We start from the raw sequence: 23,660 nt of genomic DNA, 5'->3' as shown, positions 1-23,660 counted from the left end.
GCCGGCGCATCTGCAACTTGAAAGGCGAAGAGTATAGCCGTAGCCACCACTGTTGTCTTTAAGATTCAGGAGCATAGTGCATGGAGTTCAGTGTAAAAAGCGGTAGCCCGGAGAAGCAACGGAGCGCCTGTATCGTGGTCGGCGTCTTTGAACCACGTCGCCTCTCCCCCATCGCCGAACAACTCGATAAAATCAGCGACGGCTACATCAGCGCCCTGCTGCGTCGCGGCGAGCTGGAAGGCAAACCTGGCCAGACGTTATTGCTGCACCATGTGCCAAACATTCTGTCTGAGCGCATTCTGCTGATTGGCTGCGGCAAAGAGCGCGAGCTGGATGAACGTCAGTATAAGCAGGTCATCCAGAAAACCATCAATACCCTGAATGATACCGGTTCAATGGAAGCCGTCTGCTTCCTGACCGAGCTGCACGTCAAGGGCCGCAACAACTACTGGAAAGTTCGCCAGGCCGTTGAAACCGCCAAAGAGACGCTGTACAGCTTCGATCAGTTGAAGACCAACAAAAGCGAGCCGCGTCGCCCGCTGCGTAAAATGGTCTTTAACGTGCCGACCCGTCGCGAGCTGACCAGCGGCGAACGCGCCATTCAGCATGGTCTGGCGATCGCCGCCGGCATCAAAGCGGCGAAAGATCTTGGCAACATGCCGCCGAACATCTGTAACGCCGCCTATCTGGCTTCCCAGGCGCGTCAGCTGGCCGATACCTACAGCAAGAACGTCATTACCCGCGTGATCGGCGAACAGCAGATGCGCGAGCTGGGGATGAACTCCTATCTCGCTGTCGGCAACGGCTCGCAGAACGAGTCGCTGATGTCGGTCATCGAGTATAAAGGCAACCCGTCTGAGGACGCGCGCCCTATCGTGCTGGTCGGTAAAGGCCTGACCTTCGACTCTGGCGGCATCTCCATCAAGCCTGCCGAAGGCATGGACGAGATGAAGTACGACATGTGCGGCGCCGCGGCGGTGTACGGCGTGATGCGGATGGTTGCCGAGCTGCAGCTGCCGCTGAACGTCATCGGCGTGCTGGCGGGCTGTGAAAACATGCCTGGCGGTCGCGCCTATCGTCCGGGCGACGTTCTGACCACCATGTCCGGCCAGACGGTGGAAGTGCTGAACACCGACGCCGAAGGCCGCCTGGTGTTGTGCGACGTCCTGACCTACGTTGAGCGTTTCGAACCGGAAGCGGTTATCGACGTCGCGACGCTGACCGGCGCCTGCGTGATTGCCCTCGGCCATCACATCACCGGCCTGATGTCGAACCATAACCCGCTGGCTCATGAGCTGATCGGCGCCTCCGAACTGGCGGGCGACCGCGCCTGGCGTCTGCCGCTGGCCGACGAGTTCCAGGATCAGCTGGAGTCCAACTTTGCCGATATGGCGAACATTGGCGGCCGTCCTGGCGGCGCGATCACAGCCGGCTGCTTCCTGTCACGCTTCACCCGTAAGTACAACTGGGCGCACCTCGACATCGCCGGTACCGCCTGGCGTTCCGGTAAGGCCAAAGGCGCTACCGGTCGTCCGGTCGCCCTGCTGTCGCAGTTCCTGCTCAATCGTGCGGGTTTTAACGGCGAAGAGTGATTGCCGTCTGATGCCCGGTGGCGCTACGCTTACCGGGCCTACGGAAAGATGCCGTTTGTAAGCCGGGTAAGCGTAGCGCCACCCGGCTTTGCATTTAAATCCACGACAAGAAGCCCCATATATGAAGAATGCAACGTTCTACCTTCTGGACAACGAAAACACCGTCGAAGGCCTGAGCGCCGTCGAGCAGCTGGTGTGTGACATTGCCGCAGAACGTTGGCGCAACGGCAAGCGCGTCCTGATCGCCTGTGAAGATGAGCAGCAGGCGATTCGTCTCGACGAGGCGCTGTGGTCGCGGCCGCCGGAGAGCTTTGTGCCGCATAATCTGGCGGGCGAAGGCCCGAGAGGCGGCGCGCCGGTGGAGATTGCCTGGCCGCAGAAACGCAACAGCAGCCCGCGGGACATTCTGATCAGTCTGCGGCTTAACTTTGCAGATTTTGCCACCGCTTTCACAGAAGTGATAGACTTTGTCCCTTACGAAGAAAATCTGAAACAACTGGCGCGCGAACGCTATAAAGCGTACCGCATGGCTGGTTTCAACCTGAACACGGCAACCTGGAAATAATGGAAAAGACATACAACCCACAAGATATCGAACAGCCGCTTTACGAGCACTGGGAAAAGCAGGGCTATTTCAAACCGAATGGTGATGAAAGCCAGGAGAGCTTCTGCATCATGATCCCGCCGCCGAACGTCACCGGCAGTTTGCATATGGGTCATGCCTTCCAGCAAACCATCATGGATACCATGATTCGCTACCAGCGCATGCAGGGCAAAAACACCCTGTGGCAGGCCGGTACCGACCACGCGGGTATCGCCACCCAGATGGTGGTTGAGCGTAAGATTGCCGCGGAAGAAGGGAAAACCCGTCATGACTACGGCCGCGATGCCTTCATCGACAAAATCTGGCAGTGGAAAGCAGAATCCGGCGGCACCATTACCCGCCAGATGCGCCGCCTCGGCAACTCCGTGGACTGGGAGCGCGAGCGCTTCACCATGGACGAGGGGCTTTCCAATGCCGTGAAAGAAGTCTTTGTTCGCCTGTACAAAGAAGATCTGATCTACCGCGGTAAACGCCTGGTTAACTGGGACCCGAAACTGCGCACCGCCATTTCCGACCTCGAAGTGGAAAACCGCGAATCGAAAGGTTCCATGTGGCACATCCGCTACCCGCTGGCCGATGGCGCGAAAACCGCTGACGGTAAAGATTACCTGGTGGTCGCCACCACCCGTCCGGAAACCCTGCTGGGCGATACCGGCGTGGCCGTCAACCCGGAAGACCCGCGCTACAAAGACCTGATTGGTAAATTCGTGGTGCTGCCGCTGGTTAACCGCCGCATTCCGATTGTTGGCGACGAACACGCCGATATGGAAAAAGGCACCGGCTGCGTGAAAATCACCCCGGCGCACGACTTTAACGACTACGAAGTTGGCCGCCGTCATCAGCTGCCGATGATTAATATTTTGACCTTTGACGGCGACATCCGCGAAAGCGCGGAAGTCTATGACACCAAAGGCAACGAATCCGACGTTTATTCCAACGAGATCCCGGCGGAGTTCCAGAAACTGGAACGCTTCGCGGCGCGTAAAGCCGTCGTTGCGGCGGTTGACGCCCTCGGCCTGCTGGAAGAGATCAAACCGCACGATCTGACCGTCCCTTACGGCGATCGCGGCGGCGTGGTTATCGAACCGATGCTCACCGACCAGTGGTACGTGCGTGCGGACGTGCTGGCCAAGCCGGCGGTGGAAGCCGTTGAGAATGGCGACATTCAGTTCGTGCCGAAGCAGTACGAAAACATGTACTTCTCCTGGATGCGCGATATTCAGGACTGGTGTATCTCCCGTCAGCTGTGGTGGGGTCACCGCATCCCGGCATGGTATGACAACGACGGCAACGTCTACGTGGGCCGTAGCGAAGACGAAGTGCGTCAGGAAAACAAACTCGGTACGGACGTTGCCCTGCGTCAGGACGAAGATGTTCTGGATACCTGGTTCTCCTCCGCGCTGTGGACCTTCTCCACCCTCGGCTGGCCGGAAAACACCGACGCCCTGCGTCAGTTCCACCCGACCAGCGTGATGGTGTCCGGCTTCGACATTATCTTCTTCTGGATCGCCCGCATGATCATGATGACCATGCACTTCATCAAAGATGAAAACGGCAAGCCGCAGGTACCGTTTAAGACCGTCTACATGACCGGTCTGATCCGCGACGACGAAGGCCAGAAGATGTCCAAATCCAAGGGTAACGTTATCGACCCGCTGGATATGGTTGACGGCATTACCCTGCCGGAGCTGCTGGAGAAACGTACCGGCAACATGATGCAGCCGCAGCTGGCGGAAAAAATCCGTAAGCGCACCGAGAAACAGTTCCCGAACGGCATTGAGCCGCACGGCACCGACGCCCTGCGCTTCACCCTGGCGGCGCTGGCCTCTACCGGCCGCGACATCAACTGGGATATGAAGCGTCTGGAAGGTTACCGTAACTTCTGCAACAAGCTGTGGAACGCCAGCCGCTTCGTACTGATGAATACCGAAGATCAGGATTGTGGCTTCAACGGCGGCGAGATGGTGCTCTCCCTGGCCGACCGCTGGATCCTCGCGGAATTCAACCACACCGTGAAAGCGTATCGCGAAGCGCTGGATAACTTCCGCTTCGATATCGCCGCCGGCATCCTGTACGAGTTCACCTGGAACCAGTTCTGCGACTGGTACCTGGAGCTGACCAAGCCGGTGATGAACGGTGGCAGCGAAGCGGAGCTGCGTGGGACGCGTCATACGCTGGTGATCGTGCTGGAAGGTCTGCTGCGCCTGGCGCATCCGATCATTCCATTCATCACCGAGACCATCTGGCAGCGCGTGAAAGCGATCTGCGGTATCACCGCCGACACCATCATGTTGCAGCCGTTCCCGCAGTACGATGCCTCTCAGGTGGATGACGCGGCGCTGGCCGATACCGAATGGCTGAAACAGGCGATCGTCGCCGTGCGTAACATCCGTGCGGAAATGAACATCGCCCCGGGCAAACCGCTGGAACTGCTGCTGCGCGGCTGCAGCAAAGAGGCCGAGCGTCGTGTGAACGACAACCGCAGCTTCCTGCTGAACCTGGCGCGTCTGGAAAGCATTACCGTGCTGCCTGCCGATGATAAAGGTCCGGTCTCCGTGACCAAGATTATCGACGGTGCCGAGCTGCTGATCCCGATGGCGGGCCTCATCAATAAAGAAGATGAGCTGGCGCGTCTGGCGAAAGAAGTGGCCAAAATCGAAGGTGAAATTGGCCGCATCGAGAGCAAGCTGTCCAACGAAGGCTTTGTCGCCCGCGCACCGGAAGCGGTGATCGCTAAAGAGCGCGAGAAGCTGGAAGGCTACGCGGAAGCGAAAGCGAAGCTGATTGAGCAGCAGGCGGTGATCGCCGCGCTGTGATCCTCCCGCCCCTTGCCACCCGGCAAGGGGCGTTTTTTTATGAAACATCCTCGCTTGCGCTCTCCCCTGTCGCGATGTTATTAACATCATCATTCGTTTTTTTTGGTAATGAGTCATTGTATGAATACGAGCGTCCCCGCGGCGACGTTGCTGCGTCGCATTACGGCGGCAGACAATGCCGCCATCGCCAGGGTCATCCGCCAGGTCTCGGCTGAATATGGCCTGACCGCCGATAAAGGCTATACGGTCGCCGACCCGAATCTCGATGAACTGTATGAGCTGTACAGCCAGCCGGGCTCTGCCTACTGGGTGGTGGAGAAAGAGGGCGAAGTGGTTGGCGGCGGTGGCGTCGCGCCGCTCGCCTGCAGCGAGCCGGATATCTGCGAGTTACAGAAAATGTATTTTATGACCAGCGCGCGCGGTCAGGGGCTGGCGAAGAAGCTGGCGCTGCTGGCGCTGGACTACGCCCGCGAGCAGGGCTTTAAACGCTGCTATCTGGAAACTACCGCCTTCCTGACGGAGGCGATCGGCTTATATGAACATCTCGGCTTTGAGCACATTGACGGGCCGCTGGGTTGCACCGGCCACGTTGACTGTGAAGTGCGGATGCTGAAAACGCTGTAGCGCCTCGATATCGCAGGCGTCCCCGGTAGCGCTACGCTTACCGGGGCTACAGTTCGGTAGCCCGGCTAAGCGTAGCGCAAGCCGGGGTATGTCCCGGATGGAACCCCTTGCACCTTACCCGTGCTCGCGGTGCCGTTTTTTTGTTGGGTGGCGGCTAACGCCTTACCCGACCTACGGCCCATACCATTGCGAGCTGAAGCTCTCAACGCTATCTCTCTCCCCATGGCTACTGAAACTGCCGGTGTTAGTGGCTACCGGGGCTACAGGGCCCGAATACCGAGGGTTACGCCGCTACCGGCACACCGCTGTGAAAGCGGAACTCGGCCTCCGGCCTGAGGATCAGCGCCGCTTCCGCCTCGCCGAGCTGGCGCACCCGCTCGCTAATATCGTCTCCGGCAATCTTCTGCGCCAGATCCAGATAGTCCTGATAGTGACGCGCCTCGGAGCGCAGCAGCGACAGATAAAACTTCTGCAGATCGTCATCCAGCCACGGCGCCAGCGCCGCAAAGCGTTCGCAGGAGCGGGCCTCGATATAGGCGCCGCAGATCAACTTATCGATCAGCATCACCGGCTCGTGCGAACGCACCTCCCGCCGCATGCCGCGGGCATAGTTGCTGGCGGTGATTTTGACGTAGGGAATATCACGCGCCAGCATCATCTCCCGCACCTGCCAGAAGTGATGTAGCTCCTCTTTAATCAGCAAAATCATGCTGTCCAGCAACTGGCGGCCCCACGGGTCGTCGGTCTGCGGCATGGCGCTTTTGTTGATCCGCTTATGCAGGGCGACGAAATCCGGCTCCGGCCCCCAGCGGTAGGTGAAGTCTTCATACGGCTTCAGGCAGGCCAGCAGCTCGTCGGCGTCGGCTTTATCCGCGACGTAGCGACGCACCAGCAGCATGGCGTTCTGCGCCGCTTTCAGTTCGCACACCATATGGTCGGTCAGCAGCAGCGGCAGGTTTTCCGGCTTGCGGGCTTCATCAATCCACGCCTGCGGCGTCGGGCAGTGCAGGAAGTTGATAATCGGGGAGAGTATCTGCGGGTAATCCATGGAAGTTCCTTGCTATACGGCGGCAGGCGCCGCCGTATCCATCTGCAACTTAGTGGCGAACACCATCGTCGTCTTCATCGACAAAATCTTCGTCATCGTCGCCGTCTTCTTCACCGTTCGGGTCCTCATAATAGGTACCCCAACCGTCATACTCGACGTCATATTTTTCTGCCAGCGTCATCAGCTGTTCCACCTGGGCATCGATCAGGTCTGCGTTCAGCGCGCATTCGCTGAGAATATCGCAGCAGATGACCATGTCACCCTCTTCCACTTCCAGCTCTTCGGGCTCGGTCACTTCATAGCCCAGCTTGAACGCTTCCACCGCCACTTTCTCCAGCGTTTCGAAATCGTCTGCAGAGAGGTGATGCTCAATCGTGTACAGTGCGTCCGGATCGCTGCCATCCTCCAGCAGCTCTTCGATAATCAGACGCGTCTCTTCACGCTGTTCTTCCAGGTGTTCCGGGTTTGCCATGGCTCGTTCCTCATAATGTGCGGCAGTTGTCCCTATTGTCACATACCGCCGTCATTGCCTCCACTTCTCAGTGAAAGATTTCGATCACAGACTTGCAAATGAATATTCATACATATAAATTGAATTTTAATTCAATTAGTGGCCTATGCCAGGTGAGGGAACCATGTCTGCGTTTTACCAGAAGCATTTTTTAAAGTTACTCGATTTTACGCCTGCAGAAATCACCGCCCTGCTCGAGCTGGCGGCAAAGCTCAAAGCTGATAAGAAAAACGGTATCGAAGTCCAGAAACTGGCAGGGAAAAACATCGCGCTCATCTTCGAAAAAGACTCAACCCGTACACGATGCTCTTTCGAAGTTGCCGCATACGATCAGGGCGCCCGCGTGACCTATCTGGGGCCAAGCGGCAGCCAGATTGGCCATAAAGAGTCGATCAAAGATACCGCCCGCGTGCTCGGGCGGATGTACGATGGCATTCAGTATCGCGGCCACGGCCAGGAGGTGGTGGAGACCCTGGCGCAATACGCCGGTGTGCCGGTGTGGAACGGCCTCACCAACGAGTTCCACCCCACCCAGCTGCTGGCGGACCTGCTGACCATGAAAGAGCACCTGCCGGGCAAAGCCTTTAACCAGATGACGCTGGTCTACGCCGGCGACGCGCGCAACAACATGGGCAATTCGATGCTCGAAGCCGCAGCGCTGACCGGTCTGGATCTGCGCCTGGTAGCGCCATCGGCCTGCTGGCCGGAGTCTCAGCTGGTGGAGACCTGTACCGCGCTGGCCAAACAACAGGGCGGCAACATCACCCTGACGGAAGATATCGCCGCAGGAGTGAAAGGCGCCGATTTTATCTATACCGACGTCTGGGTATCGATGGGCGAGGCGAAGGAAAAATGGGCCGAACGTATCGCCCTGCTCCGCGACTATCAGGTTAACAGCGCGATGCTGGCGCTGACCGGCAATCCGCAGGTCAAGTTCCTCCACTGCCTGCCGGCATTCCATGACGACCAGACCACGTTGGGCAAACAGATGGCCGCCGATTACGGCCTGCACGGCGGTATGGAAGTGACTGACGAGGTGTTTGAGTCGGCGGCGAGCGTGGTTTTCGATCAGGCGGAAAACCGGATGCACACCATCAAAGCGGTGATGGTGGCGACGCTGAGCAAGTAGTCCTTCGCGTGTGGCCACATCCCGGATAGCACGGCGCTTATCCGGGATATGGCTCGCCATTTTACGCCATCAGCATCTTCACTACCGCTTTGCGCACCTTCGCCGGGGCGCCTACGGCGCACAGCGGTTTATGCACTTCGCCGGGATAAAACACCACAAAATCCCCTTCGTTGAGGATCACCGTTTTCTCCTGCTGGCCTTCGGCCAGAAAAGCGATGTCTTTCTCCGCCAGCCAGTCGGTCTGCGGCTCTCCAGCCGGCAAGGTACTGAAGGTCATCCCCTCAATGCCGCGGAGCACAATCTGAATATCGAGATAGCGGGCATGGTATTCCGCGCGGCGCGCGGCCTGCGGCTCGGTGGTGTCTTCGGAAATCAGATAAAACAGGTTATTGCCGTCGATATCGTGTTTACCCAGCGGCGTCGCCTCGCTGACATGGGCGATGACGTGCTCAATGGCCTCGCGCAGCGCGGCAGGCAGCCATGGCTGCAGATGGTGGATATTGCCAATAATCATCACTTACCTCGAATATAAAACAGCATTTCATTTTATAACTTTATACCCCCATCGCCACTGCCATACCAGTACAGTTTCACCGTTCTTTGCGCTGGCGCACTTTTCTGCAGGCAAACGATTACCTGTTTGTGAATGAATCGCTTGATCGTCATAACGGTCTGCGTATAATGCCAGTCGTTTTGCCGGGAGGAAGCATGGCCAATTGCGTACGACATTCTGTCTTAGCGCGTCTGAACGCAGACGCTGGCCTGGCGTTTTTCTTTCCGTTGCTCATTGGATTCCCGAAGCCCCTTATTTAAGGGGCTTTTTTTTTGCCCAGGCGTCAGGAGATAAGCATGGCTAACCCGCTATATCAAAAACATATCATTTCCATAAACGATCTCAGCCGCGAAGACCTCGAACTGGTGCTGGCGACGGCGGCAAAGCTGAAAGCCAATCCGCAACCCGAGCTGCTGAAGCATAAGGTTATCGCCAGCTGTTTCTTTGAAGCCTCCACCCGTACCCGTCTCTCTTTTGAAACCTCGATGCACCGCCTGGGCGCCAGCGTGGTCGGCTTTTCTGACAGCGCCAATACCTCGCTGGGCAAAAAAGGGGAAACCCTGGCGGATACCATCTCCGTTATCAGCACCTACGTTGACGCCATCGTGATGCGTCATCCGCAGGAGGGCGCCGCGCGCCTGGCGACCGAATTCTCCGGCGGCGTGCCGGTACTGAACGCTGGCGACGGCGCTAACCAGCACCCGACCCAAACCCTGCTCGACCTGTTCACCATTCAGGAGACCCAGGGCCGCCTCGAAAACCTCAACGTGGCGATGGTCGGCGATCTGAAGTATGGCCGTACCGTCCACTCCCTGACCCAGGCGCTGGCCAAATTCAGCGGCAACCGCTTCTACTTTATCGCCCCGGACGCGCTGGCCATGCCGCAGTACATCCTCGATATGCTGGATGAAAAAGGTATCGCCTGGAGCCTGCATAGCGCCATCGACGACGTGATGGCGGAAGTGGATATTCTGTACATGACCCGCGTGCAGAAAGAGCGTCTGGATCCGTCGGAATACGCCAACGTGAAAGCGCAGTTCGTCCTGCGCGCCGCCGACCTCGAAGGGGCGCGCGCCAACATGAAGGTGCTGCACCCGCTGCCGCGCATTGACGAAATCACCACCGATGTCGATAAAACACCGCACGCCTGGTACTTCCAGCAGGCCGGTAACGGCATCTTCGCCCGCCAGGCGTTACTGGCACTGGTACTGAATAGCGAGCTGGCACTGTAAGGGGGAATGAGAGATGACACACGACAATAAACTGCAAGTAGAAGCCATTAAACGCGGCACCGTGATCGACCATATCCCGGCGCAGGTCGGCTTTAAGCTGCTCACCCTGTTCAAACTGACCGAAACCGACCAGCGCATCACCATCGGCCTGAACCTGCCCTCCGGCGAGATGGGCCGCAAGGATTTGATTAAAATCGAGAACACCTTCCTGACCGACGAGCAGGTTAACCAGCTGTCGCTGTACGCCCCGCAGGCGACGGTAAACCGCATTGATGATTACGAAGTGGTGGGCAAATCCCGCCCAAGCCTGCCGGATCACATTGACAGCGTGCTGGTCTGCCCGAACAGCAACTGTATTAGCCACGCCGAACCGGTTTCTTCCAGTTTTGCAGTGAAAAAACGCGCTGATGACATCGCACTCAAATGCAAATACTGTGAAAAAGAGTTTTCTCATTATGTGGTGCTGGCCAACTAAATGCGGTTGGTATTGGTGGTAGGCCTCCCTATAATGGCTACCACCCTACGCTTCGTCCTTCAGGCGGCGTCTGCGCCGGCGGCACAGCGCTTACCCTCTGGCGGCAACCTGAATGATTTTGCGTAACATTACTCAGTTCATCTGGAGATAACATGAGCAAAACTATTGCGACGGAAAATGCACCAGCAGCGATTGGCCCATACGTTCAGGGCGTTGATCTGGGCAGCATGATCATCACCTCTGGCCAGATCCCGGTCGACCCGAAAACCGGCAGCGTCCCGGAAGACGTGTCCGCGCAGGCGCGCCAGTCGCTGAACAACGTGAAAGCGATCGTTGAAGCCGCTGGCCTCACCGTTGGCGACATCGTCAAGACCACCGTATTCGTCAAAGATCTCAACGATTTCGCTACCGTTAACGCCACCTACGAAGCGTTTTTCACCGAGCACAATGCCACCTTCCCGGCGCGCTCCTGCGTGGAAGTCGCTCGTCTGCCGAAAGACGTGAAGATCGAGATCGAAGCCATCGCCGTACGTCGCTGATCGCTTTGGTTGGCAGTAAAAAGGGCAGCCAGTGGCTGCCTTTTTTACGTGGCTCATCCGAAAATGCGCCCTTCACTGCCAGCCGTAGCGACGGCTGTAGAAACCTTTAACGGTCTGGGTCAGCACCATATAGCCCGCCAGGATCACCACCAGCCACGGGAAGTAGCTGAGCGGCAGCGCCTGCAGCTGCAGGTAGCCCGCCAGCGGCGAGAACGGCAGGGCAATGCCCACGGCCATCACCACCAGAGTCATGGCGAACAGCGGCCACGCGGCGCGGCTCTGAACGAACGGAATGCGCCGGGTGCGGATCATGTGCACAATCAGCGTCTGCGACAGCAGCCCTTCAATAAACCAGCCGGACTGGAACAGAGTCTGCATCTCCACGGTATTGGCGTGGAACACCCACCACATCAGGCCGAAGGTGAGGATATCGAAAATCGAGCTGATCGGTCCAAAGAAGACCATAAAGCGCCCGAGATCGGCCGGGTTCCAGCGCTGCGGTTTACGGATCTGCTCATCATCGACGTTATCGAACGGGATCGCCACCTGGGAGACATCGTACAGCAGGTTCTGAATCAACAGGTGCAGCGGCAGCATCGGCAGAAACGGCAGGAAGGCGCTGGCCACCAGCACGCTAAAGACGTTACCGAAGTTGGAGCTGGCGGTCATTTTGATGTACTTGAGCATGTTGGCGAAGGTGCGGCGGCCTTCGATCACCCCCTCCTCCAGCACCATCAGGCTTTTTTCCAGCAGAATGATATCCGCCGCCTCGCGGGCGATATCCACCGCGCCATCAACCGAGATGCCAATATCCGCCGCGCGTAACGCCGGGGCGTCGTTGATGCCATCGCCCATAAAGCCCACCACGTGACCTTCGCGTTTCAGCAGCGTCACGATACGCTCTTTATGCAGCGGCGCCAGACGCGCAAACAAAGTAGTGCGCTTCGCCAGCGCCGCCAGCTCGTCGTCGCTCATGGCTTCAATCTGGCTGCCAATCACCACTTCGCCCGCATCCAGCCCCACTTCATGGCACACCTTCGCCGCCACCAGTTCGCTATCGCCGGTGAGGATTTTCACCGTGATACCGCTGGCCTTCAGCGCCTTCAGCGCCGGGGCGGTGGTCTCTTTAGGCGGATCGAGGAAGGCGATGTAGCCTTCGAGGATCAGATCGGATTCATCGGCGCGCTGGTAATCGCCCTCGCGCGCCGGCAGGTATTTGGTTGCTACCGCCACCACCCGCAGTCCCTGACGGTTCAGAGTATCGGTGACCCGACGGATGCGGCGCAGCATGGTGTCGTCCAGCGGTACGATTTCGCCGTTGTAGCGCACCTGGGTCGAGACGTTAAGGATCTCCTGCAGCGCCCCTTTACAGATCAGCTGATGCGCGTCGCCCTGCTCTTTTACCACCACCGACATGCGGCGGCGTTCGAAGTCGAACGGGATCTCATCCACCTTCTGCCAGCGCTCCGCGAGGCCGCGGGCGGCATCCAGTTCCACGCCTTCCAGCACCGCGGTATCGAGCAGGTTTTTCAGCCCGGTCTGGTAATGGCTGTTGAGCCAGGCGGTATGCAGCACTCTCTCGCTGGACTTACCGGAGACATCGGTGTGGTTCTCCAGCACGATCTTGTCCTGAGTCAGGGTGCCGGTTTTATCGGTGCAGAGAATATCCATCGCGCCAAAGTTCTGAATGGCGTCGAGGTGTTTGACGATCACTTTTTGTTTCGACAGCTTCACCGCCCCGCGCGCCAGCGTCGAGGTGACGATCATCGGCAGCATCTCCGGCGTCAAGCCGACCGCCACCGACAGTGCAAACAGCGCCGCTTCCCACCAGTCGCCTTTGGTGTAGCCATTAATCAATAGCACCACCGGGGCCATCACCAGCATAAAGCGGATCAGCAGCATGCTGACCCGGCTGATGCCTTTCTGGAAGGCGTTCGGCTCGCTTTCCTGCTCGCTGACGCGCCCGGCCAGCTGGCCAAACCAGGTGTTGCCGCCGGTGGCGTAGACGATAGCCTGCGCCGAGCCGCTCACCACGTTGGTCCCCATAAAGCACAGGGTGTCGCATTCCAGCGGGTTCTGCTGCAGCGGGTCGCGGCTGCGCGCGACTTTCTCTACCGGCAGCGATTCGCCGGTCAGCGAGGCCTGAGCGACAAACAGATCGCGCGCCTGAATAATGCGCAGGTCCGCCGGGATCATATCTCCCGCCGACAGCTTGACGATATCTCCTGGCACCAGTTGGTCGATAGGCAGTTCAAGCCAGCGGCTCTCCCCCTGCTCGTTCACCACCCGCAGCACCGTGGCGGTATTGCTGACCATCGCCTTTAGCGCATCCGCCGCTTTGGTCGAGCGCGCTTCCTGGATGAAGTTAAGCAGCGTCGAGATGCCGACCATCAGCGCGATAACGCCCGCGGCGAACAGATCTTCGGTGGAATAGGAGACGATGCCGAGCACCGTCAGCAGCAGGTTGAACGGGTTGCGATAGCAGGTCCACAGATGCACCCACCACGGCGAGGGCTTCTGCGCCGGGATCTGATTGTCACCATGTTTGAGGATCTTTGCCGCCACTTCGCCTTCATTGAGCCCTTCAGGGTGGCTGTCAAAGGCACGCCAGATCTCCTGGTCATCCATCGCCGCAACGTCCAGGCAGCGCTTGCCGAGCGAGTCCGGGATCGGCACGCTGGTCAGGTTACGGGCATCAGGCAGCGGATCGCGCTGGACCAAACGGCGTGGCAGATGGCGGCTAAGCTGCGCGAACAGCTGCCGGGTATAATTTTTCAACATAAACAGTCCCTCCGCGCTCGCGCGAGCGAACGCAGCGTTGCCAACAGGCGTAGCAAAGCCTACCTGTCAGGCATGTAATTTTTATGGCAGGGACATCAAGGACGTCACTGCTTTACGCTTTCCGGTAAAGCAGTGTTAAACAGGCTTACCGGAAAGAAAGGTTGCTCCATCGAGGATGAGGAGTGGGATCGGGGTCCATAAATTCTCCGGTAAGTGAATATAAACGGCGCGGATTATAGCGCGCTCGTTGAGACATGTGTGGCATTTATGGCGATGATAAGCCCGCGCAACTAAACCGAACGTAAACCAGACTTTGCTCATTGCGGTTTGGTTGAGTAGCATTAGGCTCACTTCTACCATCCCTGACGAGAATTCCGCATGCAGAACCGGCTGACCATCAAAGATATCGCGCGTTTAAGCGGCGTAGGAAAATCGACGGTATCCCGCGTCCTTAACAACGAGAGCGGGGTCAGCGAACGGACCCGCGAGCGCGTCGAAGCGGTGATGCAGCAGCACGGTTTCTCACCCTCCCGCTCCGCCCGCGCCATGCGCGGCCAGAGCGATAAAGTGGTGGCGATTATCGTCACCCGTCTGGATTCCCTGTCGGAAAACCTTGCCGTGCAGACCATGCTGCCCGCCTTTTATGAACAGGGTTACGATCCGATTATGATGGAGAGTCAGTTCTCCCCGGGACTGGTGGAAGAGCATCTCGGCATGCTCGCCCGGCGTAATATTGACGGCGTAGTGCTGTTCGGATTTACCGGCATTGATGAGGCGATGCTCGCCCCCTGGCGCGATACGCTGGTGCTGATGGCCCGCGACGCCCCCGGTTTCGCCTCGGTGTGCTATGACGACGAAGGCGCCATCACGCTGCTGATGCAGCGGCTCTACGATCGCGGACATCGCCACATCAGTTTTCTTGGCGTCCCGCACAGCGACGTCACCACCGGCGAGCGCCGCCATCTCGCCTACCTCGCTTTCTGTAAAAAGCATCGCCTGACGCCCACCGCCGCTCTGCCGGGCTTGGGCATGAAGCAGGGGTATGACACCGTCGCCAGCGTGCTGACGGCCGAAACCAGCGCCCTGGTCTGCGCGACGGATACCCTCGCCCTCGGCGCCAGCAAGTACCTCCAGCAGCAGGGCCGCGCTGCGCTGCAGCTCGCCAGCGTCGGTAGCACGCCGCTAATGAAGTTTCTCCACCCGGAAATCTTGACCGTCGATCCCGGCTATGCCGAGTCCGGACGCCGGGCCGCCCGGCAGTTGATCGAGCAGATCGCCGGCAGCGTCGAACCCCGCCAGATCGTGATTCCCGCCGCCCTGAATTAATCTCGTTCGGACGATTTATGTGATCGTCGCCGGGTTTCGGGAACGTTCCCATTTTGCAAAGCAAACGAAACGGTTAGGATGCCCTCAAGGTAAAAACGGCATCTCTCCCCTCTGTTTTTGAGGCTTCATCATGAGCAAAGTAAACCAGCAGGACATCGATAAACTGATCGAACTGGTGGGCGGGCGCGGCAACATCGCCACCGTCAGCCACTGTATTACCCGTTTGCGCTTTGTGCTGAACGACCCGGCCATCGCCAAACCAAAAGAGATTGAACAGCTGCGCATGGTGAAGGGATGCTTCACTAACGCCGGTCAGTTCCAGGTGGTCATCGGCACCGAGGTGGGCGATTACTACAAGGCCCTGCTGGCTACCACCGGCCAGACCTCCGCCGATAAAGAGCAGGTCAAGCAGGCCGCGCGGCAAAATATGAAGTGGCATGAGCAGTTGATCTCGCACTTTGCCGAGATCTTCTTCCCGCTGCTGCCGGCGCTAATCAGTGGCGGTCTGATCCTGGGTTTCCGTAACGTCATCGGCGACTTACCCATGAGCAACGGCCAGACGCTGGCTCAGATGCACCCGTCGCTGAAAACCATCTATGACTTCCTGTGGCTGATTGGCGAGGCGATCTTCTTCTATCTGCCGGTGGGGATCTGCTGGTCAGCGGTGAAGAAGATGGGCGGCACGCCGATCCTCGGGATCGTTCTTGGCGTCACCCTGGTTTCCCCGCAGCTGATGAACGCCTATCTCCTCGGCCAGCAGGTGCCGGAGGTGTGGAACTTCGGCCTGTTTACGATTGCCAAAGTCGGCTACCAGGCGCAGGTGATCCCGGCCCTGCTGGCGGGCCTGACGCTCGGCTTTATCGAGACGCGCCTCAAGCGCATCGTGCCTGACTACCTCTACCTGGTCATTGTCCCGGTCTGCTCGCTGATCCTCGCGGTGTTCCTCGCGCACGCCATTATCGGTCCGTTCGGCCGCCTGATCGGCGACGGCGTGGCCTTCGCGGTACGCCATCTGTTAACCGGCAGCTTCGCGCCAATCGGCGCCGCGCTGTTCGGCTTCCTCTACGCGCCGCTGGTGATTACCGGTGTCCACCAGACCACCCTCGCTATCGATATGCAGATGATCCAGAGCATGGGCGGCACCCCGGTGTGGCCGCTGATTGCGCTGTCGAACATTGCCCAGGCGTCGGCGGTGGTCGGCATCATCATCGCCAGCCGTAAACAGAATGAACGCGAAATCTCGGTGCCGGCGGCAATCTCTGCTTACCTCGGGGTTACCGAACCGGCGATGTACGGTATCAACCTGAAGTACCGCTTCCCGATGCTGTGCGCGATGATCGGCTCCGGTCTTGCCGGCCTGCTGTGCGGCCTGAACGGCGTGCTGGCGAACGGCATCGGCGTCGGCGGCCTGCCGGGCATCCTCTCCATCCAGCCAACCTACTGGCAGGTGTACGCCATGGCGATGGCTATCGCGGTGGTGGTGCCGATTATCCTGACCACCGTGGTGTATCAGCGCAAGTACCGTCAGGGCACCTTGCAGATTGTCTAACTTCTTCTTTCGGGGCGCCTTTGGCGCCCCTCGTTGCAGCAGGAAAGCACTATGAATCATCTTCCCCACTGGTGGCAAAACGGCGTTATTTATCAAATCTATCCGAAGAGTTTTCAGGATACCACCGGCAGCGGTACCGGCGATCTGCGCGGCGTCACTTCCCGCCTCGACTATCTGCAGAAGCTTGGGGTCGACGCCATCTGGCTGACGCCGTTCTATGTCTCACCGCAGGTGGATAACGGCTACGATGTGGCGAACTACACCGCTATCGATCCCTCCTACGGCACGATGGCCGACTTTGACGCCCTGGTGGCGGAGGCGAAGGCCCGTGGTATCCGCATCGTGCTGGATATGGTACTGAACCATACCTCGACCGAGCATGAATGGTTCCGTCAGTCGCTGAATAAGGAGAGTCCCTACCGGCAGTTCTATATCTGGCGCGACGGCGAACCGGACGCGCTGCCGAACAACTGGCGCTCCAAATTTGGCGGCAACGCCTGGCAGTGGCACGCCGACAGCGGGCAGTATTATCTGCACCTGTTCGCCATTGAACAGGCGGATCTCAACTGGGAGAACCCGGCGGTACGCGCTGAGCTGAAAAAGGTCTGCGAATTCTGGGCCGACCGCGGCGTCGACGGTCTGCGCCTCGACGTCGTCAACCTGATCTCGAAAGACCAGACCTTCCCCTGCGATGCGGAGGGTGATGGCCGCCGCTTCTACACTGACGGCCCGCGGGTGCATGAATTCCTGCAGGAGATGAGCCGCGATGTCTTTACTCCCCGTAACCTGATGACCGTCGGCGAGATGTCCTCCACCTCGCTGGAGCACTGCCAGCAGTACGCCGCGCTGGACGGCCGCGAGCTGTCGATGACCTTTAACTTCCACCATTTAAAGGTCGATTATCCCGGCGGTGAAAAATGGACCCTCGCCCGCCCGGACTATGTGGCGCTGAAAGCGCTGTTCCGTCACTGGCAGCAGGGGATGCACAATCGGGCGTGGAACGCGCTGTTCTGGTGTAACCACGATCAGCCGCGCATCGTGTCGCGCTTTGGCGACGAAGGCGAGTACCGGGTGCCGGCGGCGAAGATGCTGGCGATGGTGCTGCACGGCATGCAGGGCACGCCCTATATCTACCAGGGCGAAGAGATCGGCATGACCAATCCGCACTTCAGCAGCATCAGCGATTACCGTGACGTCGAAAGTCACAATATGTTTATCGAGCGCGCAGCGCAGGGGCAAAGCCCGGACGAACTGCTGGCAATCCTCGCCAGTAAGTCGCGCGACAACAGCCGCACGCCGATGCCATGGCACGCCGGGGAGAACGGCGGCTTCAGCGACGGTGAGCCGTGGATCGGCCTTGGCGATAACTACCGGGAGATCAACGTTGAGGCGGCGCTGGCGGACCCCGATTCGGTGTTTTATGCCTATCAGCAGCTGATTATGCTGCGCAAAACCCTGCCACTGCTGACCTGGGGCGATTACCAGGATCTCCTGCCGGAACATCCATCGCTGTGGTGCTATCGCCGTCAGTGGCAGGGGCAAACGCTGGTGGTGGCCGCCAACCTGAGCCGCGACCTGCAGACCTGGCAGCCAGAGGAAGCCCAGGGCGACTGGAAGATGATCATCAGCAACTATGCCGAAACCACGCCCCGCCCGACCGGTCTGACGCTGCGGCCGTTCGAAGCCGTATGGTGGCTGCAGGCGTAAGGTACTTCTTGCCCGACAGAAACCGGAGCGTAATGCCTGGCATCGGAGGTGGATGCCAGGCATTTTTGCTTATTTTCCAGCCAGATAAATTTACATTTATCGCCAGCGCCCATCATCCGTACTCTCACCTTTTTACCTTGTTCTGGGTCAATAAAATCGCAAACATCTTTGATGCAAATCACTACATATAGAACTTAAAATGCGTCCCGGCCCTACATGTTGTATTAATCGTCTATTATGTCACCATATCTTGTCGATGTCTGGCGGTGATGAGATGTGGATAAAACGGGCCGGATCTGAAGGCAAACAGCACGAGCCGTAGCGTGCAGCGCCTTCGGGATAACCTCCGCCTCTGTGGATAACCTGTTCTATATATGGAGTGATCATGACACCGCATGTGATGAAACGTGATGGCTGTAAAGTGCCGTTCAAATCAGAGCGCATTCAGGAAGCAATTCTACGTGCAGCTAAAGCAGCGGGAGTCGATGACGCAGACTATTGCGCCACCGTCGCAGAAGTCGTTAGCCAACAAATGCAGGGCCGCGCCCAGGTCGACATCAACGAGATTCAGACTGCGGTAGAAAACCAGCTGATGTCCGGCCCCTATAAGCAGCTGGCGCGCGCCTACATTGAGTATCGCCATGACCGCGATAGCCAGCGCGAGAAGCGCGGCCGCCTCAATCAGGAGATCCGCGGCCTCGTCGAGCAGACCAACTCCGCGCTGCTCAACGAAAATGCCAACAAGGATAGCAAAGTCATCCCGACCCAGCGGGACCTGCTGGCCGGTATCGTCGCCAAGCACTATGCGCGGCAGCACCTGCTGCCCCACGATGTGGTGATGGCCCACGAGCGCGGCATGATCCACTATCACGACCTCGATTACTCGCCCTTCTTCCCGATGTTCAACTGCATGCTGATCGATCTGAAAGGGATGCTGACTCAGGGCTTTAAGATGGGCAACGCGGAGATCGAGCCGCCGAAGTCTATCTCTACCGCCACCGCGGTGACGGCGCAGATCATCGCCCAGGTCGCCAGCCATATTTATGGCGGCACCACCATCAACCGTATCGATGAAGTGCTGGCGCCGTTCGTCACCGAAAGCTTCAAAAAGCATCGTAAAATCGCCGAAGAGTGGCAGATCCCGGACGCCGAAGGCTATGCCCGCGCCCGTACCGAAAAAGAGTGCTACGACGCCTTCCAGTCGCTGGAGTATGAAGTCAACACGCTGCATACCGCCAACGGTCAGACGCCGTTTGTCACCTTTGGTTTTGGCCTCGGCACTAGCTGGGAGTCGCGCCTGATCCAGCAGTCGATTCTGCGCAACCGCATCGCTGGCCTCGGTAAAAATCGCAAAACCGCGGTATTCCCGAAACTGGTCTTCGCCATTCGCGACGGTCTGAACCATAAGTTCGGCGATCCGAACTACGACATCAAGCAACTGGCGCTGGAGTGCGCCAGCAAGCGCATGTACCCGGATATCCTCAACTACGATCAGGTGGTGAAAGTGACCGGGTCGTTTAAAACGCCGATGGGCTGCCGCAGCTTCCTCGGGGTGTGGGAAAACGAGAACGGTGAGCAGGTGCATGACGGGCGCAACAATCTCGGCGTGATTAGCCTCAACCTGCCGCGTATCGCCCTGGAAGCGAAAGGCGACGAAGCCGCCTTCTGGGCGCTGCTGGACGAGCGCCTGCAGCTGGCGCGCAAAGCGCTGATGACCCGTATTGCCCGTCTGGAAGGGGTGAAGGCCCGCGTGGCGCCGATCCTGTATATGGAAGGGGCCTGCGGCGTGCGGCTGAAAGCCGACGATGACGTCTCCGAGATTTTCAAAAACGGCCGCGCGTCCATTTCACTGGGTTACATCGGTATCCATGAGACCATCAATGCGCTGTACGGTAATCAGCATATGTACGACAGCGAGGCGCTGCGTGAGAAAGGTGTGGCCATCGTCCAGCGCCTGCGCGACGCCGTCGATGTGTGGAAGGAAGAAACCGGCTACGGCTTTAGTCTGTACAGCACGCCGAGCGAAAACCTGTGCGACCGCTTCTGCCGTCTCGACACCGCCGAGTTTGGCATAGTGGAGGGCGTGACCGATAAAGGCTACTACACCAACAGCTTCCACCTTGACGTCGAGAAGAAGGTCAACCCGTACGACAAGATCGATTTCGAAGCGCCGTACCCGCCGCTGGCCAACGGCGGCTTCATTTGCTACGGCGAGTACCCGAATATCCAGCACAACCTGAAGGCGCTGGAAGACGTGTGGGATTACAGCTATGAGCACGTGCCGTACTACGGCACCAACACGCCGATCGATGAATGCTACGAGTGTGGTTTTACCGGCGAGTTCGAGTGCACCAGCAAGGGCTTTACCTGCCCGAAATGTGGTAACCACGATGCCGCTCGCGTGTCGGTTACTCGTCGGGTATGCGGTTATCTCGGCAGTCCGGACGCGCGTCCGTTCAACGCCGGCAAGCAGGAAGAAGTGAAGCGCCGCGTTAAGCACCTGGCCAATGGGCAGATCGGTTAAAGAGCTATGCGCTTTTCCCGGAGAGCGGCGCGCAGCGCCTTATCCGGGCTACTGTTTTGCACCGTCCGGTAGCCCGGGTAAGGCGGAACGCCGCGACCCGGGAAATGGCCGCATTCCTCCGTTTTCGCAAAGCAATTAGCGTCAGAGCAAGGCGGCAAACGAGGGAATTCCCGGGAGCGTACATTCAGTACGTGACTGGGGTGAGCGAGCGCAGCCAACGCGGCTATGGCGTTAATTGAGAAGCGAAAAATGAATTACCATCAGTACTACCCGGTAGATATCGTCAACGGCCCCGGCACCCGCTGCACCCTGTTTGTCTCCGGCTGCGTCCACGAGTGCCCCGGCTGCTACAACAAGAGCACCTGGCGGGTGAACTCCGGTATGCCGTTTACCGCTGAGATGGCCGACCGCATCATTGCCGACCTCAACGATACCCGCATCAAGCGCCAGGGGATTTCACTCTCCGGCGGCGATCCGCTGCATCCGCAGAACGTCGCGGAGATCCTCAAGCTGGTTCAGCGCGTGCGCGCCGAATGCCCCGGCAAAGATATCTGGGTCTGGACCGGCTATAAACTGGATGAGCTGAATGAGGCGCAGATGCAGGTAGTGAACCTGATCAACGTGCTGGTCGACGGTAAGTTTGTGCAGGATTTAAAAGACCCGGCGCTGATCTGGCGCGGCAGCAGCAACCAGGTGGTACATCATTTGCGTTAATCCCCTCCGTCAGCCTCTCAAAACCGGCTGACGCACTCCATCGCCACCGTTTTAAACTCATTGAAGCTGCGGGTCGTGGCAAGGCGGCTCATGGCGCGCTCGCGCAGGAAAGTCACGAAAATATCGTAGATCGCCATCGCCTCTTCGTACTCGCGCTTACTGATGGCGAGCAGGAAAATGATATGGGCGGTTTCGTCGCCCCAGGCGATGCCCTGCGGGGCGATAACCGTATAAACCACCGTCTTTTTGGCCAGCAGTCCCAGGGAGTGCGGCAGCGCAATGCCATCGCCGAGCATGGTGCTGACAATCGCCTCACGCTCCACCACCGAAGCATGAAACTCGGCGTCAACAAAGCCTTCCTCCAGCAGCTGCTGGCACAGCTCGGCGAACAGCGTTTGCTGATCCATCGGCTTATCGACCACCCGGAAGTGGGCGGCATCGAAGTACTTATTCAGCATCCACGGACGGGTACGGTCCACCAGCACCAGCTTGCCAATCTGATCCAGCTGATAGTCGGTGGGAAACGGCGCGATGGTCACCACCGGTTTGTCTTTTTCGCTGATGCGCACCGTGGAGATAACAAAATCCGCCTCGATCGCATCCCGCTGTTCATACTCGCGCTGGGAAATCGTGGCGGCGATCTCCAGCTGCGGATATTTGCGCTGCAAGATCGCTTCGATCATCCGTACCATCGCATTGCTGGTATCGCAGACCAGTAGCACCTGCGGTTGACGCTGGTAGCCAATGTTGTAGTGGCGTTCCAGCCCGACGCCGATATGCAGCACCAGAAAGCCGATTTCGTTTTCGCTGATGGTGTACGGAGTATATTTCCCCCAGCTGGAGACCGCGGCCAGGGTCATATCCCAGGCCATCGGGTAGTGCTGTTTGATGTTATCCAGCAGCGGATTGGGGATCATGATCTGGTAGCGCACGCGGGTGATCATGGTCTTAATGTGGGTCAGCAGATCGGCGTGCAGCTGGGCGTCGTCCAGCAGGTTGTAGTTATACTGGCTGTTGATGTAGCGCAGAATGTAATTCACCAGCGCTTCGTCATCGTCCGCGCTGATGGTTTCCGGGTCGACGTCCTGCACCTGACGGGCGGCGAGATGCACGCACAGCCACTCTTCTTCGGCGGGCGAGAAGGGCTTTCCGGCCAGCCGCTGTAGCTCTCCCGCCAAATCGCGCGCGGCGTCGCGGACGTTTTGCGCCACATCTTCGGCGCTGAAATCGGCCAGCGGATAGCCTTCGCTGACGCGGCGCACCACCACTGCGCCGTACAGGCAGATAAAGCGCTCACCGACATCAGTGAGGCGAATATGGTGCCGGGTGAGCGTCTCCTGCAGCATCGGCTCCAGCAGCGCAGGCACTTCCGCCTCCAGCGCCTCGGCGCCGATCAACGGATTGATACCGCCCTGTTGGGCCAGCTCCCACAGCAGATCGGTCAGGCAGGCGCGAATCGACACCTCGCTACCAAACAGCTTCATGCCGTGGCGCGGGCGGGTTTCAAGGGTGAGCTGATAGCGCTGGAAGCGCTCACGCACCTCGACCATATCATTTTGCAGCGTCGCGCGGCTGACGAACCACTCATCCGCCAGATCTTCCAGCTTGATGGAGAACGCCGACGTCAGGAAGCGCACCAGCAGAAACGTGATGCGATCCTGGGCGGTTCGCGGCACGTGCTGCGTCTTCGGCGCCGTCTCCTCCAGCGCCTGAAAGCTCGCCGGGTTATCAATTTTCAGTTGATAACCGCTGCCGCGGTTGAGGATAAACTGCGCGCCATACTGCGCCAGTAGCGCATTCAGGGCGGTAATATCGGCGCGCACAGTACGGGTGGAAACCGACAGCCGCTGCGCCAGCTCATCCTGCGGCAGCGTTTCATTCCGCAGCAGGGTGAAGAGTTGCGCTAAGCGTTGGTTGGGAAATCGCATGTCAGTTC

General features: G+C 58.7%; 20 protein-coding genes. 15 read left to right on the top strand and 5 right to left on the bottom strand.

Going from position 1 to position 23,660, the window contains the following annotated elements; all coding sequences use genetic code 11:
• Positions 1–80 precede the first annotated feature (80 nt).
• The 4 genes from pepA (at position 81) to N438_RS23265 (ending at position 5,636) form a co-directional block, all read left to right on the top strand.
• On the top strand, positions 81–1,592 hold the full coding sequence (gene pepA, locus N438_RS23280) for a leucyl aminopeptidase (protein WP_008807121.1): 1,512 nt from the start codon (positions 81–83) through the stop codon (positions 1,590–1,592).
• 121 nt (positions 1,593–1,713) lie between these two features.
• Positions 1,714–2,157: a DNA polymerase III subunit chi gene (gene holC / locus N438_RS23275; protein ID WP_008807122.1), complete on the top strand. Its 444-nt coding sequence runs from the start codon at positions 1,714–1,716 to the stop codon at positions 2,155–2,157.
• Positions 2,157–5,012, top strand: a complete 2,856-nt coding sequence (locus tag N438_RS23270) for a valine--tRNA ligase (protein ID WP_116696535.1) — start codon at positions 2,157–2,159, stop codon at positions 5,010–5,012. The genes holC and N438_RS23270 overlap by 1 nt, the downstream gene beginning before the upstream one ends.
• 120 nt (positions 5,013–5,132) lie before the next feature.
• On the top strand, positions 5,133–5,636 hold the full coding sequence (locus N438_RS23265; protein ID WP_008807124.1) for a GNAT family N-acetyltransferase: 504 nt from the start codon (positions 5,133–5,135) through the stop codon (positions 5,634–5,636).
• Positions 5,637–5,919: 283 nt separating this feature from the next.
• Here N438_RS23265 and miaE read toward each other — a convergent pair whose 3' ends face one another.
• Together miaE and rraB are read right to left on the bottom strand one after the other, a co-directional pair.
• Positions 5,920–6,684, bottom strand: coding sequence for a tRNA isopentenyl-2-thiomethyl-A-37 hydroxylase MiaE (miaE, locus tag N438_RS23260; RefSeq protein WP_008807125.1), 765 nt, complete (start codon positions 6,682–6,684; stop codon positions 5,920–5,922).
• Positions 6,685–6,733: 49 nt separating this feature from the next.
• Entirely contained in the window at positions 6,734–7,156 is a 423-nt protein-coding gene (rraB, locus tag N438_RS23255) for a ribonuclease E inhibitor RraB (RefSeq protein WP_008807126.1), read from the bottom strand.
• A 163-nt stretch (positions 7,157–7,319) separates the two neighbouring features.
• Here rraB and argF point away from each other — a divergent pair, with 163 nt between their 5' ends.
• The gene (gene argF / locus N438_RS23250; protein WP_012543079.1) at positions 7,320–8,324 is read left to right on the top strand and encodes an ornithine carbamoyltransferase; all 1,005 of its coding nucleotides are present in this window, start codon (positions 7,320–7,322) and stop codon (positions 8,322–8,324) included.
• A gap of 61 nt (positions 8,325–8,385) precedes the next feature.
• Here argF and N438_RS23245 read toward each other — a convergent pair whose 3' ends face one another.
• Positions 8,386–8,838 carry a YhcH/YjgK/YiaL family protein gene (locus N438_RS23245; RefSeq protein WP_008807128.1) on the bottom strand — a complete coding sequence of 151 codons (453 nt, stop codon included), beginning with the start codon at positions 8,836–8,838 and terminating at the stop codon, positions 8,386–8,388.
• A gap of 194 nt (positions 8,839–9,032) precedes the next feature.
• On the opposite strand from N438_RS23245, the gene N438_RS23240 reads away from it, so the two are divergent.
• The 5 genes from N438_RS23240 (at position 9,033) to ridA (ending at position 11,123) form a co-directional block, all read left to right on the top strand.
• Positions 9,033–9,137: a pyrBI operon leader peptide gene (locus N438_RS23240; RefSeq protein ID WP_012969080.1), complete on the top strand. Its 105-nt coding sequence runs from the start codon at positions 9,033–9,035 to the stop codon at positions 9,135–9,137.
• Positions 9,112–9,171, top strand: coding sequence for a pyrBI operon leader peptide (locus tag N438_RS29185; RefSeq protein ID WP_227650304.1), 60 nt, complete (start codon positions 9,112–9,114; stop codon positions 9,169–9,171). The genes N438_RS23240 and N438_RS29185 overlap by 26 nt, the downstream gene beginning before the upstream one ends.
• A 2-nt stretch (positions 9,172–9,173) precedes the next feature.
• Positions 9,174–10,109, top strand: a complete 936-nt coding sequence (pyrB, locus tag N438_RS23230; protein WP_004206522.1) for an aspartate carbamoyltransferase — start codon at positions 9,174–9,176, stop codon at positions 10,107–10,109.
• 13 nt (positions 10,110–10,122) lie between these two features.
• On the top strand, positions 10,123–10,584 hold the full coding sequence (gene pyrI / locus N438_RS23225; protein WP_020802742.1) for an aspartate carbamoyltransferase regulatory subunit: 462 nt from the start codon (positions 10,123–10,125) through the stop codon (positions 10,582–10,584).
• A 152-nt stretch (positions 10,585–10,736) separates the two neighbouring features.
• A complete protein-coding gene (gene ridA / locus N438_RS23220) occupies positions 10,737–11,123 on the top strand; it encodes a 2-iminobutanoate/2-iminopropanoate deaminase (RefSeq protein ID WP_002886926.1) in 387 nt (128 codons plus the stop codon).
• Positions 11,124–11,195: 72 nt separating this feature from the next.
• Here the strand turns inward: ridA and mgtA are convergent, their stop codons facing one another.
• Positions 11,196–13,904 (bottom strand): magnesium-translocating P-type ATPase, encoded by a 2,709-nt coding sequence (gene mgtA, locus N438_RS23215; RefSeq protein ID WP_016160170.1) that lies wholly within the window; start codon positions 13,902–13,904, stop codon positions 11,196–11,198.
• Positions 13,905–14,282: 378 nt separating this feature from the next.
• On the opposite strand from mgtA, the gene treR reads away from it, so the two are divergent.
• The 5 genes from treR (at position 14,283) to nrdG (ending at position 21,724) form a co-directional block, all read left to right on the top strand.
• Positions 14,283–15,230, top strand: a complete 948-nt coding sequence (gene treR, locus N438_RS23205; RefSeq protein ID WP_008807130.1) for a trehalose operon repressor TreR — start codon at positions 14,283–14,285, stop codon at positions 15,228–15,230.
• Positions 15,231–15,360: 130 nt separating this feature from the next.
• Positions 15,361–16,779: a PTS trehalose transporter subunit IIBC gene (gene treB / locus N438_RS23200; protein ID WP_008807131.1), complete on the top strand. Its 1,419-nt coding sequence runs from the start codon at positions 15,361–15,363 to the stop codon at positions 16,777–16,779.
• Between the two features lie 51 nt (positions 16,780–16,830).
• Positions 16,831–18,486, top strand: coding sequence for an alpha,alpha-phosphotrehalase (gene treC / locus N438_RS23195; RefSeq protein WP_038422038.1), 1,656 nt, complete (start codon positions 16,831–16,833; stop codon positions 18,484–18,486).
• Positions 18,487–18,871: 385 nt separating this feature from the next.
• Positions 18,872–21,010 (top strand): anaerobic ribonucleoside-triphosphate reductase, encoded by a 2,139-nt coding sequence (nrdD, locus tag N438_RS23190; RefSeq protein ID WP_012543083.1) that lies wholly within the window; start codon positions 18,872–18,874, stop codon positions 21,008–21,010.
• Between the two features lie 249 nt (positions 21,011–21,259).
• Positions 21,260–21,724 carry an anaerobic ribonucleoside-triphosphate reductase-activating protein gene (gene nrdG / locus N438_RS23185; protein ID WP_012969085.1) on the top strand — a complete coding sequence of 155 codons (465 nt, stop codon included), beginning with the start codon at positions 21,260–21,262 and terminating at the stop codon, positions 21,722–21,724.
• 17 nt (positions 21,725–21,741) lie between these two features.
• On the opposite strand, the gene N438_RS23180 is transcribed toward nrdG, so the two are convergent.
• A complete protein-coding gene (locus tag N438_RS23180) occupies positions 21,742–23,652 on the bottom strand; it encodes a PRD domain-containing protein (RefSeq protein WP_032731805.1) in 1,911 nt (636 codons plus the stop codon).
• Positions 23,653–23,660: the final 8 nt, after the last annotated feature.

Origin of the sequence: Klebsiella sp. GL120222-02 (genome assembly GCF_003097195.1) — a bacterium.
GTDB classification, from domain to species: domain Bacteria; phylum Pseudomonadota; class Gammaproteobacteria; order Enterobacterales; family Enterobacteriaceae; genus Klebsiella; species Klebsiella variicola.
Note: the sequence above shows the minus strand (reverse complement) of the source record. Positions and strands in the feature narration are given on the sequence as shown.